Here is a 14,455-nt window from a genome sequence, read left to right as displayed (position 1 = left end):
CTTTCCCCTGTCTGTCCCGACTCTATTCGACGCCGCACCGCACTGCGTCGGTCTCTTCTCCAGGGGACTGATTCTCTAGGGGGCCGTGCTGGTGGCGGCGTCCTCGATGAGGTGGGTGACGGTGCCGGGGTGGGAGATCATCGCGACGTGGGAGCTGTTGATCTCGATGGTGTGCGAGTGGGCGCGCCGGGCCTCGAACCGCTCCAGCGGTGCGCCCAGCGCCTCGTCCTGCCGGGCGACCAGGGCCCAGGAGGGGATGGTGCGCCAGGCGGCGGCCGTGGCCGAGGAGGCGAACGCGGCGGCGGCGACGGGGCGCTGTTCGGCGCCCATCACGACGGTCTGGGAGGCGGGCAGGTCGGCCGCGAACACGGCCCGGAAGCGGGCGGGGTCGACGTACAGGTCCGAGCCGCCGGTGCCGTCGGAGTTGCTGAAGGGCACCGGGCGCAGGGCGGGGGCCAGTTCGTTGGTGCCGGGGAACTTGTTGGACAGCGCGCTCAGTTTCTCGCCCTTGTCCGGGACGAGCGCGGCGATGTAGACCAGGGCCTTCACCTGGCGGTCGCCGGCGGCGGCCTGGGAGATGACGGCGCCTCCGTAGGAGTGGCCCACCAGGATGACCGGCCCCTTGACACTGGCCAGGACGCTGGCGACGTACGTGGAGTCCTCGGCCAGGCCGCGCAAGGGGTTGGCCGGAGCGATGACCGGGTAGCCGTCGCGCTGCAGGCGCTCGACCACGCCGTTCCAGCTCGAAGCGTCGGCGAAGGCGCCGTGCACCAGTACCACCGTGGGCTTGGGGGCGGCGGGGGTGGTGTGGGCGGAGGCCAACGGGATCAGGGACAGGCTGGCCGAAGCCGTGACGGCGGCGGTGATGAGCAGAGTACGCAGCCGGGGGCGGGGGATGGACATGGTGGATCTCCTTGGAAGGTGGTGGGGCGAGCGGGTCAGGCGGCGCTGAGGACCAGGCGTCCAGGGGTTGGTGCAGGTACGGGCCGCCCCTGGTCCTGGACCAGACCGTCGGGCAGTGGGTGCAAGGCACGCACCAGCGCGAAGAGGCGGGCGACCGAGGCGCTGACGGGTCCGATACGGACCGTGGTGCCCTCGCGGACGGTGCGTGCGTGGCAGCGCAGCAGGGCGCCGAGTCCGGAGCAGTCGACGAAGGTCACCGCGCTGAGGTCCACGGTGACCGATGTCGGCCCGCAGCTCAGGTGGGCGCGGATCTCGTTTTCCAGGCCGGTGCGGTCGCCAGGTCGATCTCGCCGCTCACGTGCAGGGTCCAGCTGTCCGGGGTGCGCTGCGCGGTGATGCACAGTCCCGGGACGGGGCGAGGGGGTGCGTCCTGGGGATGGGGCAGGCCGGCCGCGTTCACGCGGCCCTCGGCCTGGGGCGTGGGATGTCACGCTGGTGTTCGGTCAGGCCGCCCCAGATTCCGTACGGCTGACGGGTGCTCAGCGCGAACGCGGCGCACCTGTCGAGGACCGGGCAGGCCCGGCAGACTTCAACGGCGCGCTGTTCGCGCCTGCGGCGGCGGTGGCCGCGTTCGTCGGGAGGCGAGAAGAACACGGCCGATGCCATGCCCCGGCAGGCGGCGTCTGCCTGCCATTGCCAGGCGTCGAGCAGGGGGGCGAGGGGACTGGCGTTCATGGTTGATTTCTTCTCCGCGGAAGTAGAAGGAGGGGGCGGGCGGTGTACGGGCGGGCAGGAGGCGGCAGTTGCCGGGCTCCCGCCCGCCCGCGTGCCGACTAGGAGGCGAGGAAGTCGACGAGTGCGGTGTTGACCTGGTCCGCGTGGGTCCACAGCAGCCCGTGGGGGGCGTCGTCGATCTCGATGTACCGCGCGGCCGGCACCGCCTTGGTGAACTGCCGCCCGGTGGCGTCGATCGGCAGGATCCGGTCGGCGGTTCCCTGCAGGATGAGCGTCGGCACGTCGATCTTCGCGATGTCGGCGCGCATGTCGGTGTGCCAGCTGGGCACCACGGCCGAGGACGCGAACGGGGACATGCGCGTGGCGGTGCCCCAACTGCCGCGCACCGCCTCCTCGCTGATGCGGGTGCCCAGGTTCACGTCGAGGTTGTAGAAGTCGTTGAAGAAGCTGGTGAACCAGGCGTACCGGTCCGACTCCGCGGCCGAGATGATCCCGTCGAACACGTCGGCCGGGAGGCCGGTGGGGTTGTCGGGGGTCTGCAGCAGGAACGGTTCGATGGGTGCCAGGAACGCGACCTTGCGCAGGTTGTCGGTGCCGTGGGTGCCGATGTAGCGGCCGATCTCGCCGGTACCCATGGAGAAGCCGACCAAGGCGACATCCTTGAGGCGCAGTACGTCGAGCAGTACGTCGAGATCGTTGGCGAAGGTGTCGAAGTCGTAGCCGGTGGTGGGCTGGCTGGACTGGCCGAAGCCCCGGCGGTCGTAGGTGATGACACGGTGTCCGGCCTTGAGGAGCGCCGGGATCTGCAGCTCCCAGGACTTGCCGTCCAGCGGGTAGCCGTGGATCAGCACGACGGGCGAGCCCTCGCCGTGGTCCTCGTAGTACAGGTCGACGTCGGTGGTGTTTTCCTTGGCGACGGTGATGTAGGGCATGGCTTCGCTTCCTGAGTGGGTGGGGAAAGGGGAGGGGAGGGGTGCCGGTTCAGCGGCGGCGCAGGGCCTGGACCGCGAAGACGGCGACCTCGTGGTCCTGCGCGGGTGATCCGCCGCCGGCCCCCAGCGCCCCGACGACGACCCCGCGGGCGTCGGTGATCGGGACGCCGCCGGCGACGAAGGCCAGGGGGAGCGTGGTGGCGGTCTGGATCGAGGACAGCGGGGCGCCGGACTGCACCGCGGGGGCCAGATCCGCGGTCGCGGCGCCGAAGTACACCGCGGTGCGGGCCTTGGCCCGGGAGGTGTCGATGGAGGCGAGCGCCGCGCCGTCCATCCGGGTCACCAGCACGGTGTTGCCGCCGCCGTCGAGGACCGTGAAGGTGTACGGAACCCCGAGCTCAGTGGCCTTGTGGACGCCTGCGGCGGTGGCCGTGGCCGCGTCGTCCAGGGTGAGGATGACGGGCGAGATCTGCGTGATGGGCATGGCCGTTCCTCTTCGGGTCGTGCCGGAGGTCGTGCCGGGTGGTGTCACTTCTCCTGGTAGGGGGCGGCCTTGGCGAGGTCGGGGCGGGTGACGGGGTGGCCGTCGATGGTCTGGTAGGTGGCGGCGGAGCGGCCGAGGGTGTCGAGGAGGGTGGCGGGGCCGGCGAAGGGCTTGCCGCCGATGTGCCAGCCGTCGGTGTGGAGTTCCTCGATGAGGACCCAGACGATCTCGCGGAAGGCCTCGGATCCCTCGAACTTGACCATGACCTCGGTGAGGGCGGCGGCCATGTCGTGCTTCTCCTGGGTGGTGAACACTCCGTCGACGAGCTTGACGTTGACGAACGGCATGGGGTGCTCCTTGGGTCGGGATGCGTTGTCCCTGCCGAGTGGCGGGGACAACTGAAGCGTCGCCCCGGGGGCATCCGGACCGCACCGGTCATCCGACCTGACTGCCGGGGGTTTTTGTCTGGCGCCGCCCTCGCACCGGAGCCGTGCGGCCCGCGGTGACACCACCGCACCAGGTGGGTCGGGTGCCTGTGACGAGCGCATCGGGACGGCGCCGTATCGGCCCGGACGGGCTCGGGGCGGGGAAACCCGGGTCGGATGACTCATGCCCGGCCGTGGGGCGGCGACGACCCTGGGAAGGGACGGCGCAGCCGCCGAAATCCCCCACCGATGAAACGAGAAACCCCATGTCCGGGAAATCCAACAAGCAGCTGGTCGCGGAGGCGTTCGACGCCTGGGCCGCCGGCACCGGTGGGGTGTTCGACCTGCTGGCCGAGGACGCCGACTGGACCATCGTCGGCAACAGCGTCGCCTCCGGCACCTACCCCACCCGCGAGGCGTTCATCAGCACGGTCATCGCCCCGTTCAACGCCAGGATGAGCAGCCCGCTGGTGCCGTCCGTCCGCGCGCTGTACGCCGACGGGGACACCGTGGTCGCCCTGTTCGACGCGAGCGCCACGGTGCGGGACGGCTCGCGCTACGACAACACCTACGCCTGGTTCCTGACGATGCGTGACCAGCGGATCGTGAGCGTTGTCGCGTTCTTCGACAGCGTCGAGTTCAACGACTTCTGGGCCCGGGTCCAGCCCGCCTGACCCCTGCCGCCGCACCCCCTTGACCGTCCCACCTGAAGATCGGAAGTGCACGCCATGTTCGTTGTGATCCTGAACTACACCGCGCCGCTCGAAGAGATCGACCGCCACCTGGAAGCCCACAACGCCTGGCTGGAGGAGAACTACGCGGCCGGCCACTTCCTCGCCTCGGGCCGACAGGACCCCAGGGTGGGAGGTCTCATCCTGGCCCGGGCCGCCGACCGCGAGGCATTGGACCGCATCCTGGCCCTCGACCCGTTCGGCATCGCCAAGGTGGCCACGCACACGGTCATCGACTGGCGCCCCTCACGCGCGAGCGCCGACGCCCAGTGGCTGCTGCGCCCGTGATCCCCGCAGCGACGACGCCGTCCGTAGGATCTACCGGGCTCGGCACCCCGCACACCGTGCGGGCCGGTGTTCTGGACATCGCCTACTTCGAGACGGGCCCGGCCGAAGGCCCCGCCGTCCTGCTGCTGCACGGATTCCCCTACGACGTACACAGCTACGTCGATGCCGCCCCGCAGCTGGCCGCCGCCGGGATGCGAGTGATCGTCCCCTACCTCCGGGGCCACGGTCCCACCCGTTTCCTGGACGCCACCACCCCACGGTCGGGGCAGCAGGCGGCGTTGGGGGCCGACGTCGTCGCGCTCATGGACGCGCTGGAACTGCCGCGTGCCGTGCTGGCCGGCTACGACTGGGGCGCACGGGCCGCCAACGTCGTCGCGGCGCTGTGGCCCGAGCGCTGCGCCGGGCTGGTGTCGGTGAACAGCTACCTCATCCAGGACATCACCGCCGCCGCCCAACCCCTGCGCCCCGACCTCGAAGCCGGGTTCTGGTACTTCCACTACTTCGCCACCGAACGCGGCAGGCGCGGCCTGACCGCCAACCGCCGGGACATCGCCGAGGTGATCTGGCGGCGCAACTCACCCGAATGGGACTTCGGCGACACGCTCCTGGACCGCACCGCCGAGGCGTTCCGCAATGAGGACTATGTGGACGTGGTCATCCACTCCTACCGGCACCGCCTCGGCCTCGCACCTGGTGCCCCCTCCTACGGGGCGATCGAGCGACAACTCGCTTGCCAACCCGGCATCCCCGTCCCGAGCATCACGCTCGACGGAGAGGCGGACGGCAACTTCCCCGCCACCGACGGCTCCGCGTCGGCGGCGCACTTCACCGGTCCGCGCACCCACCGCCGGGTGCCGCACGCAGGGCACAACCTTCCCCAGGAGAACCCCGCCGCCTTCACGGCAGCGGTCCTCGATCTGTCGATCCCCGCGCGAGCGGCCCAACCCCAGCTCCACCGCCCCTCATGACGGCGGCCACCACCCCGACCCACCGAAAGACAGTGACCATGCGCGCAGCCGTGCTCAGACAATTCGCCACCCCGCTGGAACTCGCCGACATCGCCACACCGGTGCCCGGCGCCGGCCAGGTCCTGGTCAGGATCGCAGCCAGCGGTGTGAACCCCCTGGACACCAAGATTCGCGCCGGTCTGGCCGCACATGCCCGTGCTGTCCTGCCCGCGGTGCTGGGCCTGGACCTGGCCGGCACTGTCGAGGAGGTCGGGCCGCAGGTGACCGGCTTCGCCGTCGGCGACGAGGTGTACGGGCTGAGCGGCGGCGTCGGCGACCTGCAGGGGTCACTGGCCCAGTACGCCGCCGCCGATGCCCGCCTGCTGGCCCACAAGCCCGCCTCTTTGACCATGCGCCAGGCCGCTGCGCTGCCGTTGTCGGTCGTCACCGCATGGGAGGGGCTGGTGGACCGGGCCGGGGTCGGCGCCGGGCACAAGGTCCTGGTGCACGGGGGTGCGGGCGGCATCGGGCATGTCGCGGTGCAGATCGCCCGCGCCCGTGGCGCCGAGGTCTTCGCCACCGCCTCGGCCGCCGACGCCGAGACCGTCCGACGGCTCGGCGCCACCGCGATCGACTACGCCACCACCGAGGTGGAGGAGTACGTCGCCGCCCACACCGGCGGCGAGGGCTTCGACATCGTCTTCGACACCGTCGGAGGCACCGTACTGGACAACTCCTTCGCCGCGGTACGCCACTACACCGGGCACGTCCTGAGCGCCCTGGGCTGGGGCAGCCACAGCCTGGCCCCGCTCTCCTTCCGCGGTGCCACCTACTCCGGGGTCTTCACCCTGCTGCCCATGCTCACCGGCAAGGGCCGCGAGCACCACGGCGAAATCCTGCGCGAAGCCGCCGCCCTGGCCGACGCGGGTCTGCTCAAGCCGCTGCTGGACCCCCGCCGCTACACCCTGGACGCGGTCGCCCAGGCCCACGCGGACGTCGAGGACGGCTCGGCCCACGCCAAGATCGTCGTCGACATCGAGGCCTGACCCAACGGCAAGGAGCCCGGCAGCGCGCTGGTGCGCTGCCGGGCTCCTTGCCGTTGGGCGACGCTACGGCGCGGCAGGCAGGCCCGTGTCGTACTTGGCCGGCAGGCCCAGCATCCGCTCGTCGATGCGCTCGGGCCCCCACGGCTGCACCTGCATGCCCGGCCGGGGCTCGTCGCCGCCTTCGACGAACAGGCCCTCGGCTCCTCCCGGGGTGTACATGAACAGCAGCTTCGCCGGGTGCAGCCCGGTCACGGGGACGGCGTGGGGCGGGAGACCAAGCCCGTGCCGAGGGACATGCCCGACCAGCAGGATCGGGTACACGATGATGACCGAGCAGGCCGGTCCACGGGAGCTGGTGGGCCATGTCGTCGGCGCCGAGCGCGCCGGCTTCGACTTCTCGGTCACGTCCGACCACTACTTCCCCTGGCTGGAGTCCCAGGGCCACGCCCCCTACGCGTGGAGCGTGCTCGGCGCCGCCGCGCAGGCCACCGAACGCATTCCGCTGATGACGTACGTGACCTGCCCGACGACCCGCTACCACCCGGCGGTCGTCGCCCAGAAGGCCGCCACGCTCCACCTCCTGTCCCAGGGACGGTTCCGTCTCGGTCTCGGCTCCGGGGAGAACCTCAACGAGCATGTGGTGGCCGGCGGTTGGCCCGCCGCGCATGTCCGTCTTGCGAGGCTGGAGGAGGCCGTGGAGATCATCCGCGCGCTCTTCGCGGGGGAGAACGTCAACCACCACGGCGCCCACTTCGACGTGGAGAACGCCAAGCTGTGGGACCTCCCCGACACACCCCTGCCGATCGGTGTCGCTGTCTCCGGCGACAGCTCGTGCGAACTCGCGGGCCGTCTCGCCGACTTGCTGATCGCCACCGAACCCAGGCCGGAGCTGACCTCCGCGTTCGACCGGTACGGGGGCGCGGGCAAGCCCAAGGTCGGCCAGCTGCCCATCTGTTACGACACCGACCGCGACGCGGCGATCGCCCGCGCCCACGACCAGTTCCGCTGGTTCGGCGGCGGCTGGCCGGTCAACTCCGAACTCCCCGGACCCGCCGCCTTCGAGGGCGCCACCCAGTTCGTACGACCCGAGGACGTGGCCGAGTCCATCCCCTGCGGCGACGACGTGGAGGCGGTCGTCGAGGCCGTACGGCCTTACGTGGACGCGGGGTTCACCGAGGTCGCACTTGTCCAGATCGGCGGTGACCAGCAGGAGCCGTACCTGGAATGGGCCGAGCAGAAGCTGCTGCCGGCCCTGCGGGAACTGTGAACTGCGAGCGGGAGAGGACGCCGGGATGAGCACGAGACGCGCCGCGATCTTCGACGTCGACGGAACCCTCGTCGACACCAACCACCTCCATGTCGTCACCTGGTGGGAGGCGTTCAGACAGGGCGGCCACCGCGTTCCCATGCGGGACATCCACCGGGCCGTGGGCCTCGGCAGCGACGACCTGATCGAGCACCTGCTCGGCAAGGACCGCGACCGTGAGGACGACGAGCAGCTCGACGCCGCCCATCACGCCCTCTACGCCACCTACTTCGACCGGCTGCCGGCGCTGGACGCGGCGGGCGACCTGCTGCGCGCCCTGGCCGGGCGGGGCTGGACGATCGTCCTGGCGACCTCGGCGAGCGGCCCGGAACTGGCCGCGCTGCGCCGCGCGATCGACGCGGACGGCGTCATCCTCGGGGCGGCCAGCGCGGACGACGTCGCCGACGGCAAACCCGCCCCCGACCCCGTCCAACAGGCCAGGGAACTCGCGGACGTTCCGAGCGAACGGGCCGTGTTCGTCGGCGACACCGTCTGGGACATGAAGGCCGCCGTACGGGACGGAGTGGTCCCGGTGGCGGTGCTGTCCGGCGGGATCCCCCGCGCGGACCTGGAGGCGGCCGGCCCCCACGCGGTGTACGGGGACCCCGCCGACCTCCTCGAACGCCTCGACACGAGCGTCTTCGCCGACCGGTAACGCCGCGAGCCTCCGTGCGGAGAGCGGGGGCGTTGCCCTGGCGCCGGGCGCCGGGCGCCGGGCAGTCGGTGCCGGACGGCGACGAGGGCGACGTCGACGTCCGGAGGTACCGGTGGGGCCACACAGCGCTCTCGTACTTGCGGAGCAGGCGCATGGTCCGGGCGGAAATCGGAGGCCCCACACGGCGTGAATACGGGCCGCCGGTGTTTGTCCGAGGCTCAGACGTGTACGCGAACGTCATGACCGAGTCGCAACGAGAGACAGAGCGGAAGTACGAAGCCCCTTCGGCCGACGACACCGCGTGGCTGCCCGACCTCACCGGCACGGACGGGATCGCGTCCGTCGTGGACGAGGGCACCGCGGAACTGGACGCCGTGTACTACGACACCGACGACCTGCGGCTGGCCCGCACCTCGGCCACCCTCCGGCGGAGGACGGGTGGGAGTGACGCGGGCTGGCACCTCAAGCTGCCGCTGTCCGGTGACAGCCGGGAGGAGGTGCGGGCCCCGCTGTCCGAGACCGTCCCGGACACCTTGCGGGAGCTGGCGCTCTCCCGTACCCGTGGTGCGGAGCTGCGGCCGGTGGTCCGTATCCGTTCCACCCGTGGCCTACGGCAGCTCGTCGGCTCCGGCGGAAGGGCCCTCGCCGAGCTGAGCGTCGACGCGGTCCGTGCCGAGTCCCTGCTCGGCACGGGGTCGCGGGCCGCATGGACCGAGATGGAGGTCGAACTCGCCTCGGACACCGACCCGGCGCTGCTGGACGCCGTGGAGAAGGCCCTGGCCGCGAACGGCATCGGCCGCGCGCACAGCCCCTCCAAGCTGGCCCGTGCCCTGGAGGAGACGGACGTCGGAGCGCCCCGGATGCCGGACGCGCGTGGCGAGGCCGTAGTGCCCGGATCTGCGGGCGAGGAGATCCTGCGGTATGTGGACGAACGGATCCACGCCCTCGTGAACCTGGATCCCGCGGTCCGCCGTGACCTGCCCGACGCCGTGCACCAGATGCGCACCACCTGCCGCCGGCTGCGCAGCGTCCTGCGGTCCTACCGGTCGGTCCTGGACCGGAAGGTCACCGATCCCGTCCGCGACGAACTCAAGTGGCTGAGCACCGAACTGGGCGCGGAACGCGACCAGGAGGTCCTTCGCGAGCGACTGGGCGCGAGGATCGAGGCACTGCCCCCGGAACTCGTCTTCGGGGCCGTCTCCGCACGCCTTCAGGTGTGGGACGTCGGCGACACCTCCGAGGCCCGGCTGCGCACGATCGCCGCCCTGGACTCGCCCCGCTACCTCGCCCTTCTGAACAGCCTGGCATCGCTGACGGAACGGCCCCCGCTGCGCGGCAAGGCCGCCCGGCAGCCGGGGAAGGTCATGGGCAAGGCCATCCTCAAGGTGTACGGCCGCCTGTCCGGCCGCATGGCCCACGCGCTGGAACTTCCGCCGGGAACGGAACGCGACAAGGCCCTCCACGAGGCCCGCAAGGCGGCCAAGAAGACGCGGTACGCCACGGAGCCGGCGCGCGGTTCACTCGGCAAACCCGCCAAGCGGCTGGGCAAGCGCGTCAAGGCCGTCCAGCAGGTGCTCGGCGACCACCAGGACAGCGTCGTGGCCCGCGACGCCCTGCGGAAGGTGACCTTGGCGGCACACGCGGCCGGTGAACCGAGCTTCACCTGGGGCCTGTTGTACGGCCAGGAGCAGGCCGCGGCCGACCGGGACGAACGGGAACTGCCGCCCGTGTGGGCCGAGGCGTCGCGCCGCAAGCTGCGCAAGGCGCTCAACCGTTGAGCGGTTGACCCGCTTGGGCCTCACGGTCGCCCGAGTAGCGCGACCGACACGTCAACGCCGCGCTCGACAGAGCCTGTTCGCCGAGGCCGCCGCGAGACCGGGCCGCCCGCCAACTCGCCCGCGCCCGCGAGGGGTGGGAGGCCGTGGTCGGCACGGTCGTCCTGCCGGCTTCACCTCTGGCCGCGCGGCACCGGGCTCTGTACGAGGCGACCCGGCCCGCTCACGGGGTGGTCTGGCACCACCCCATGTCCACGGCGCCAACCTGGGCGTGAGCGCCGCCGCCTACCTGGACGCGGGAGGGTTCTCACCTCGGCGAGATTGCCCGCCCGGGCCCGAGGCGGCTTCGGGGACCACCTCTCCGCGTTGTCCCACCGGGCCGGTGCATGAGCGGGGACTCCTGAGCGAGAACTCCGGTTCACACTCGGACTCGTCCGCGAAGAAGCCCGCGAAGAAGCCCGCCGGGAATGCGGCAGGCTTGCGATGCGTTCGGCCCCCGTGCGATCGCCGTGTCGTACTGCCCTCCCGCCCCCTCTGCCGGGCTCTGTCGGGCGTCAGCCGGGCCAGGTTCCGGTCAGGCGGCGGGTGGTGGCGGCGCCGGCGCGGTCGACGGATGCCTTGACCGCGGCGAAGATCGCGCCTTGCAGCGCGGCGGCGAGCAGCACCTCGCCCCAGGAGCGTTCCTCGTCGGTGGCGTCCGGGGCGTCGGTGTCGTGGCCGAGTATTTTCCACGCCTGCTTGAACGCGGCTCCGGCGGCCATACCGCTGACGGCGCCGAGGGCCAGGCCGACCGGCTTGTAGGCGATCTTCGATGCCTTCACCGCGGTTCACCCCCTCCGGCGGTAGGACAGCCACACCGCTACGGCGACGCCGGCCGCGGCCAGCAGTGCGGTGCGGTTGTCCCGCGCCAGCCGTGCGCCCTGGGCCGTCTTCTGCCGTACCGGTTCGGGTGCCTTCTCCTGCCATACGCGACCGGCCTGGGCCGCGGCGGCGCGGGCCCGCCCGGAAGCCTGGGCGGCTTTTTCCTTGACCGGGTCAGGGAGCCTGTCCTGCGCCTGGTGGGCCAGGTCGGCGCTCTTCGCCTTCAGTTCCCTGGCCTTGACGGCGGCCTGGCCCTTGATCTCGTCGGCCTTGACGGCGGCCTGCTCCTTGAGCTCGCCGGCCTTCGCGGCGGCCTGTTCCTTCGCCTCGGCGACCTCTGCCTTGGCGCGCGCCTTGACGTCGGCCTTGGCGGCCAGCGCCTCGACCGTCTGCCCGAGCTCGGTCCGGACCTGTTCGACCTGCTCCCGCAGTTCCTCGGAGCCGGCGGGGGTGGGTTCGTTGGGAGACGGCTTGGTCATCGCTGGGCACTCTCCTTGATCTCGGCCACGTCGGCCTTCACACTGTCGATCGTCTGCTCGGGCACGGGTGGCGCGGCCCGGCCGACCTGCTTCTTCCCGCTCAGGGCCAGCACACCGGCGATCACACCCAGCACCGCCGCGACGATCAGTGCCGCCGCCCACACCGGCAGGGGCACCGCCAGCGCGGCGATCGCGGTGGCGACCAGCGCCTGGAGCATCAGGAAGCCGACGACGCCCGCTCCGCCGAACAGACCGCCGCCTTTGCCGTAGCGCTCGCCCTTCTCCTTCATCTCGGCCTGCGCCAGCCGCAGTTCGCCCCGCACCAGCTCGGTCAGCTGGTGTGAAGCCCGTTGCACCAACTCGCTCACGGGTTCCTGGCCTGAGCGGCTTGTGATGCGGTCGGAGTCCGCGATGTGCGGCTGTGTGTTCGACACAGCGGTCATCTCCCCTCCATGTGGGTGTCCGCGGGCCGGGCCGCGTCATGCTCCCGACTGTCCGATGACTGCGCGAGTACCCCGAACGGGCGAGTTCAGAGCAGAGAAGTCGACCGGCGCGGCCTCTGGTCGGTACCGACAGCGCCCCGACGGAGGGGGTTTGTCTGGGAAATGTGACACTCGGGCCCCCGAGTGTCACATTTCCGCGCCCTGGGTGTCGGCCCCCCACGGCGATCGGGCTCCGCTCACGACGCGTCATTCCTCATCCAGCCTGCGTACGTCCGCCTCGTCCCACGTCTGCGTGGAGCGGGGCTGCGTGTACGGCTCGGCCTCCGGCGGCAGGCCGCCCGCGACGGCCCGCTGACGCATCGTCTCGGCATCGATCTCAAGGCCCAGCAGGAGCGCGAGGTTGGTGATCCACAGCCAGACGAGGAAGACGATGACGCCGGCCATCGCGCCGTAAGTCCTGTTGTAGGAGGCGAAGTTGGCGACGTAGAACGCGAATCCGGCGGAGGCGGCCAGCCAGATCACCAGGGCGGTGAAGCTGCCGGGCGTGATCCACCGGAAGCCCTTCACCTTCGCGTTGGGGCTGGCCCAGTAGAGGATCGCGATCATCACCGTGACGAGGACGACCAGCACGGGCCATTTGGCGATCGACCACACCGTCAGCGCGGCGTCACCGACCCCGAGGGCTGTGCCGGCCTCCCGGGCCACACCCCCGGTGAGGACCACGATCAACGCGCTGATCACCGCGAGGACCAGCAGTACGACCGTCAGGGCGACGCGGATGGGGAGGATCTTCCACACCGGGCGGCCTTCGGGCATGTCGTAGACGGCGTTGGCCGCGCGGATGAACGCCGCCACGTAGCCGGAGGCCGACCACACCGCCAGCGCGATGCCGGCGATCGCCATGACGGAGCCGACGCCGGCGTCGCGCTGCAACTGCTGTACGGCCTGGGTGATGATGTCCCTCGCGGAGCCCGGAGCGAGCTGCCGGAGGTTGTCGAGGAGCGTGCCGGTGACCGACTTCCCGGCGATGCCCACCAGGGAGACCAGGACCAGCAGCGCGGGGAACAGCGACAGGACTCCGTAGTACGTCAGAGCCGCCGCGCGGTCGCTCAGCTCGTCCGCCTGGAACTCCCGCAGGGTGCCCTTGATCACGGCACCCCAGGCCCGCAGGGGCAGTTTCGAAGGCCGGTCCGGTGCCTCCCGCTCCACCTCCGGGCCGGGACCGACTTCTTGCGGCCCCGGCACCCCGGGTTCCCGTGTCCCGTCGCTGCCGTGATGCGCTTTCCGTCCCGGAGGACGCAGTCTCGCCATGCCGCTCGGGTAACCCGTGGGGCCCTGCCTACGCCACCACCGTTGCTGACGCCGATGGCGCCGGACATCTTTTGCACCTTCCGGAGCATGGAACGGGGCGACGGAAGCACTCGGAGTGCATGGAGTGCTTGATCTACCAGGAGCGGACCGGTGAGTGCGAGCAGGTCGACTGCCGGCAGGAGGCCGGGGGGTGCAAGGCCACGCTGGACCGGCTGACCGCGCTGAAGCCCGACGAGTTCGCCTGGATCCGCGTGGACGAGCCCGGCGAGGAACAACTGCGGCAACTCGGCGAGTACCTGCAGCTGCATCCGCTGGCCGTCGAGGACGCGGTCCACGCACACCAGCGGCCGAAGCAGGAGCGCTACGGCGACGTGCTCGCCATCGCGGTGAAGACGGTGTGGTTCGTCGAGGAGAGCGCGGACGTGGAGACCGGCGAGGTGATGATCTTCCTCGGGCCGTCCTTCGCGCTGACCGTACGGCACGGCGCGAACGATCCCACCGTCGAGGCCGCGCGCCGGCTCGCGCGGGAGCCGCACATGACACGGCTGGGACCGGTCAGCGTCCTGCACGTGGTGCAGGATGTGATCGTCGACGACTACGCGCGGGCCGCCGCCCAGGCACGGACCGACCTGACGGACCTGGAGCGATGCGTGTTCTCACCCGCCCGGGACGACCTCACCGAGCGGATCTACTCGCTCAAACGCGAGGTGGTGGAGTTCCGGGACGCCATCGGGCCGCTGGTCCCGGTCATACGGCCCTTCAGCCAGGAGCGGGACGACTGGCCGCGCGAGGCCGCGCCGTACTTCCGTGACGTCACCGACCACCTCACCCGTACCGACACCGAGGTCCGCGCCCTGGACGACCTGCTCGGCTCCGTCCTCGACGCCCATCTCGCGAAGGTGGGCACCTGGCAGAACGACGACATGCGCCGCATCAGCGCCTGGGCGGCCCTCTTCGCCGTCCCCACCCTGGTCGCCGGGATCTACGGCATGAACTTCGCCCACATGCCCGAACTGGACTGGCGCTACGGCTACCCGTGCGCGCTCGCCGTGATGGCCCTCGGAGCCGGACTGCTGTACCGGGCGTTCCGCCGCAACGGCTGGCTGTGACAGCCGAGTGCCCGGCATAGGTGCC

At 71.2% G+C, this 14,455-nt stretch carries 20 protein-coding genes; 8 read left to right on the top strand and 12 right to left on the bottom strand.

Annotation, left to right across the window (positions count from 1 at the left end; genetic code table 11):
• Nucleotides 1-75: 75 nt before the first annotated feature.
• The 7 genes from OH768_RS23760 to OH768_RS23730 all read right to left on the bottom strand — a co-directional run bounded on the left by OH768_RS23760 (nt 76) and on the right by OH768_RS23730 (nt 3,401).
• Nucleotides 76-903, bottom strand: a complete 828-nt coding sequence (locus OH768_RS23760) for an alpha/beta fold hydrolase (RefSeq protein WP_406456709.1) — start codon at nt 901-903, stop codon at nt 76-78.
• Between the two features lie 35 nt (nt 904-938).
• Nucleotides 939-1,175 (bottom strand): STAS domain-containing protein, encoded by a 237-nt coding sequence (locus OH768_RS23755; RefSeq protein ID WP_406456707.1) that lies wholly within the window; start codon nt 1,173-1,175, stop codon nt 939-941.
• A 23-nt stretch (nt 1,176-1,198) separates the two neighbouring features.
• Nucleotides 1,199-1,363 carry a hypothetical protein gene (locus OH768_RS23750; RefSeq protein ID WP_406456705.1) on the bottom strand — a complete coding sequence of 55 codons (165 nt, stop codon included), beginning with the start codon at nt 1,361-1,363 and terminating at the stop codon, nt 1,199-1,201.
• Nucleotides 1,360-1,638, bottom strand: coding sequence for a WhiB family transcriptional regulator (locus OH768_RS23745; RefSeq protein ID WP_406456703.1), 279 nt, complete (start codon nt 1,636-1,638; stop codon nt 1,360-1,362). Before OH768_RS23745 ends, OH768_RS23750 begins: the two co-directional genes overlap by 4 nt.
• 98 nt (nt 1,639-1,736) lie before the next feature.
• Entirely contained in the window at nt 1,737-2,570 is an 834-nt protein-coding gene (locus OH768_RS23740) for an alpha/beta fold hydrolase (protein ID WP_406456701.1), read from the bottom strand.
• 49 nt (nt 2,571-2,619) lie between these two features.
• Nucleotides 2,620-3,054: a heme-binding protein gene (locus OH768_RS23735; protein WP_406456699.1), complete on the bottom strand. Its 435-nt coding sequence runs from the start codon at nt 3,052-3,054 to the stop codon at nt 2,620-2,622.
• A gap of 44 nt (nt 3,055-3,098) precedes the next feature.
• Nucleotides 3,099-3,401 (bottom strand): tautomerase family protein, encoded by a 303-nt coding sequence (locus tag OH768_RS23730; RefSeq protein ID WP_019064730.1) that lies wholly within the window; start codon nt 3,399-3,401, stop codon nt 3,099-3,101.
• 344 nt (nt 3,402-3,745) lie between these two features.
• Here OH768_RS23730 and OH768_RS23725 point away from each other — a divergent pair, with 344 nt between their 5' ends.
• From OH768_RS23725 to OH768_RS23710, 4 genes are read left to right on the top strand one after another with little or no spacing between them, the layout of a single operon-like run.
• Nucleotides 3,746-4,153: a nuclear transport factor 2 family protein gene (locus OH768_RS23725; protein WP_406456697.1), complete on the top strand. Its 408-nt coding sequence runs from the start codon at nt 3,746-3,748 to the stop codon at nt 4,151-4,153.
• A gap of 54 nt (nt 4,154-4,207) precedes the next feature.
• Nucleotides 4,208-4,498: a YciI family protein gene (locus OH768_RS23720; RefSeq protein WP_406456695.1), complete on the top strand. Its 291-nt coding sequence runs from the start codon at nt 4,208-4,210 to the stop codon at nt 4,496-4,498.
• Entirely contained in the window at nt 4,495-5,466 is a 972-nt protein-coding gene (locus tag OH768_RS23715) for an alpha/beta fold hydrolase (RefSeq protein WP_406456693.1), read from the top strand. The genes OH768_RS23720 and OH768_RS23715 overlap by 4 nt, the downstream gene beginning before the upstream one ends.
• Nucleotides 5,467-5,504: 38 nt before the next feature.
• Nucleotides 5,505-6,491 carry a zinc-dependent alcohol dehydrogenase family protein gene (locus OH768_RS23710; protein ID WP_406456691.1) on the top strand — a complete coding sequence of 329 codons (987 nt, stop codon included), beginning with the start codon at nt 5,505-5,507 and terminating at the stop codon, nt 6,489-6,491.
• 63 nt (nt 6,492-6,554) lie between these two features.
• Here the strand turns inward: OH768_RS23710 and OH768_RS23705 are convergent, their stop codons facing one another.
• Nucleotides 6,555-6,812, bottom strand: a complete 258-nt coding sequence (locus tag OH768_RS23705) for a hypothetical protein (protein WP_406456689.1) — start codon at nt 6,810-6,812, stop codon at nt 6,555-6,557.
• A 1-nt stretch (nt 6,813) separates the two neighbouring features.
• Between OH768_RS23705 and OH768_RS23700 the strand changes: the two genes are divergently transcribed.
• The 3 genes from OH768_RS23700 (at nt 6,814) to OH768_RS23690 (ending at nt 10,230) form a co-directional block, all read left to right on the top strand.
• On the top strand, nt 6,814-7,758 hold the full coding sequence (locus OH768_RS23700; protein ID WP_406456687.1) for an LLM class F420-dependent oxidoreductase: 945 nt from the start codon (nt 6,814-6,816) through the stop codon (nt 7,756-7,758).
• Between the two features lie 25 nt (nt 7,759-7,783).
• Entirely contained in the window at nt 7,784-8,452 is a 669-nt protein-coding gene (locus OH768_RS23695) for an HAD family hydrolase (protein ID WP_406456685.1), read from the top strand.
• Nucleotides 8,453-8,691: 239 nt separating this feature from the next.
• A complete protein-coding gene (locus tag OH768_RS23690; RefSeq protein ID WP_406456683.1) occupies nt 8,692-10,230 on the top strand; it encodes a CHAD domain-containing protein in 1,539 nt (512 codons plus the stop codon).
• Between the two features lie 551 nt (nt 10,231-10,781).
• Here the strand turns inward: OH768_RS23690 and OH768_RS23685 are convergent.
• The 4 genes from OH768_RS23685 to OH768_RS23670 form a co-directional block, all read right to left on the bottom strand.
• On the bottom strand, nt 10,782-11,048 hold the full coding sequence (locus OH768_RS23685; protein WP_406456681.1) for a DUF4235 domain-containing protein: 267 nt from the start codon (nt 11,046-11,048) through the stop codon (nt 10,782-10,784).
• A gap of 6 nt (nt 11,049-11,054) precedes the next feature.
• The gene (locus OH768_RS23680; RefSeq protein ID WP_406456679.1) at nt 11,055-11,567 is read right to left on the bottom strand and encodes a DUF3618 domain-containing protein; all 513 of its coding nucleotides are present in this window, start codon (nt 11,565-11,567) and stop codon (nt 11,055-11,057) included.
• Nucleotides 11,564-12,010: a phage holin family protein gene (locus OH768_RS23675; RefSeq protein ID WP_406456677.1), complete on the bottom strand. Its 447-nt coding sequence runs from the start codon at nt 12,008-12,010 to the stop codon at nt 11,564-11,566. The genes OH768_RS23680 and OH768_RS23675 overlap by 4 nt, the downstream gene beginning before the upstream one ends.
• Before the next feature lie 246 nt (nt 12,011-12,256).
• Nucleotides 12,257-13,321: a YihY/virulence factor BrkB family protein gene (locus OH768_RS23670; RefSeq protein WP_406456675.1), complete on the bottom strand. Its 1,065-nt coding sequence runs from the start codon at nt 13,319-13,321 to the stop codon at nt 12,257-12,259.
• A gap of 119 nt (nt 13,322-13,440) precedes the next feature.
• On the opposite strand from OH768_RS23670, the gene OH768_RS23665 reads away from it, so the two are divergent.
• Nucleotides 13,441-14,430, top strand: coding sequence for a magnesium and cobalt transport protein CorA (locus OH768_RS23665; RefSeq protein ID WP_406456673.1), 990 nt, complete (start codon nt 13,441-13,443; stop codon nt 14,428-14,430).
• Nucleotides 14,431-14,455 lie beyond the last annotated feature (25 nt).

The sequence above is a fragment of the Streptomyces sp. NBC_01622 genome (genome assembly GCF_045209635.1).
Taxonomy (GTDB): Bacteria; Actinomycetota; Actinomycetes; order Streptomycetales; family Streptomycetaceae; genus Streptomyces.
Note: the sequence above shows the minus strand (reverse complement) of the source record. Positions and strands in the feature narration are given on the sequence as shown.

Bases quoted from the DNA above. Each gene is read 5' to 3' on its own strand.
- OH768_RS23720 (WP_406456695.1), top strand. From the start codon at position 4,208: ATGTTCGTTGTGATCCTGAACTACACCGCGCCGCTCGAAGAGATCGAC.
- OH768_RS23690 (WP_406456683.1), top strand. From the start codon at position 8,692: ATGACCGAGTCGCAACGAGAGACAGAGCGGAAGTACGAAGCCCCTTCG.
- OH768_RS23700 (WP_406456687.1), top strand. From the start codon at position 6,814: ATGATGACCGAGCAGGCCGGTCCACGGGAGCTGGTGGGCCATGTCGTC.
- OH768_RS23710 (WP_406456691.1), top strand. From the start codon at position 5,505: ATGCGCGCAGCCGTGCTCAGACAATTCGCCACCCCGCTGGAACTCGCC.
- OH768_RS23695 (WP_406456685.1), top strand. From the start codon at position 7,784: ATGAGCACGAGACGCGCCGCGATCTTCGACGTCGACGGAACCCTCGTC.
- OH768_RS23735 (WP_406456699.1), bottom strand. From the start codon at position 3,054: ATGCCCATCACGCAGATCTCGCCCGTCATCCTCACCCTGGACGACGCG.
- OH768_RS23745 (WP_406456703.1), bottom strand. From the start codon at position 1,638: ATGAACGCCAGTCCCCTCGCCCCCCTGCTCGACGCCTGGCAATGGCAG.
- OH768_RS23670 (WP_406456675.1), bottom strand. From the start codon at position 13,321: ATGGCGAGACTGCGTCCTCCGGGACGGAAAGCGCATCACGGCAGCGAC.
- OH768_RS23680 (WP_406456679.1), bottom strand. From the start codon at position 11,567: ATGACCAAGCCGTCTCCCAACGAACCCACCCCCGCCGGCTCCGAGGAA.
- OH768_RS23740 (WP_406456701.1), bottom strand. From the start codon at position 2,570: ATGCCCTACATCACCGTCGCCAAGGAAAACACCACCGACGTCGACCTG.
- OH768_RS23665 (WP_406456673.1), top strand. From the start codon at position 13,441: ATGGAGTGCTTGATCTACCAGGAGCGGACCGGTGAGTGCGAGCAGGTC.
- OH768_RS23675 (WP_406456677.1), bottom strand. From the start codon at position 12,010: ATGACCGCTGTGTCGAACACACAGCCGCACATCGCGGACTCCGACCGC.
- OH768_RS23730 (WP_019064730.1), bottom strand. From the start codon at position 3,401: ATGCCGTTCGTCAACGTCAAGCTCGTCGACGGAGTGTTCACCACCCAG.
- OH768_RS23760 (WP_406456709.1), bottom strand. From the start codon at position 903: ATGTCCATCCCCCGCCCCCGGCTGCGTACTCTGCTCATCACCGCCGCC.
- OH768_RS23725 (WP_406456697.1), top strand. From the start codon at position 3,746: ATGTCCGGGAAATCCAACAAGCAGCTGGTCGCGGAGGCGTTCGACGCC.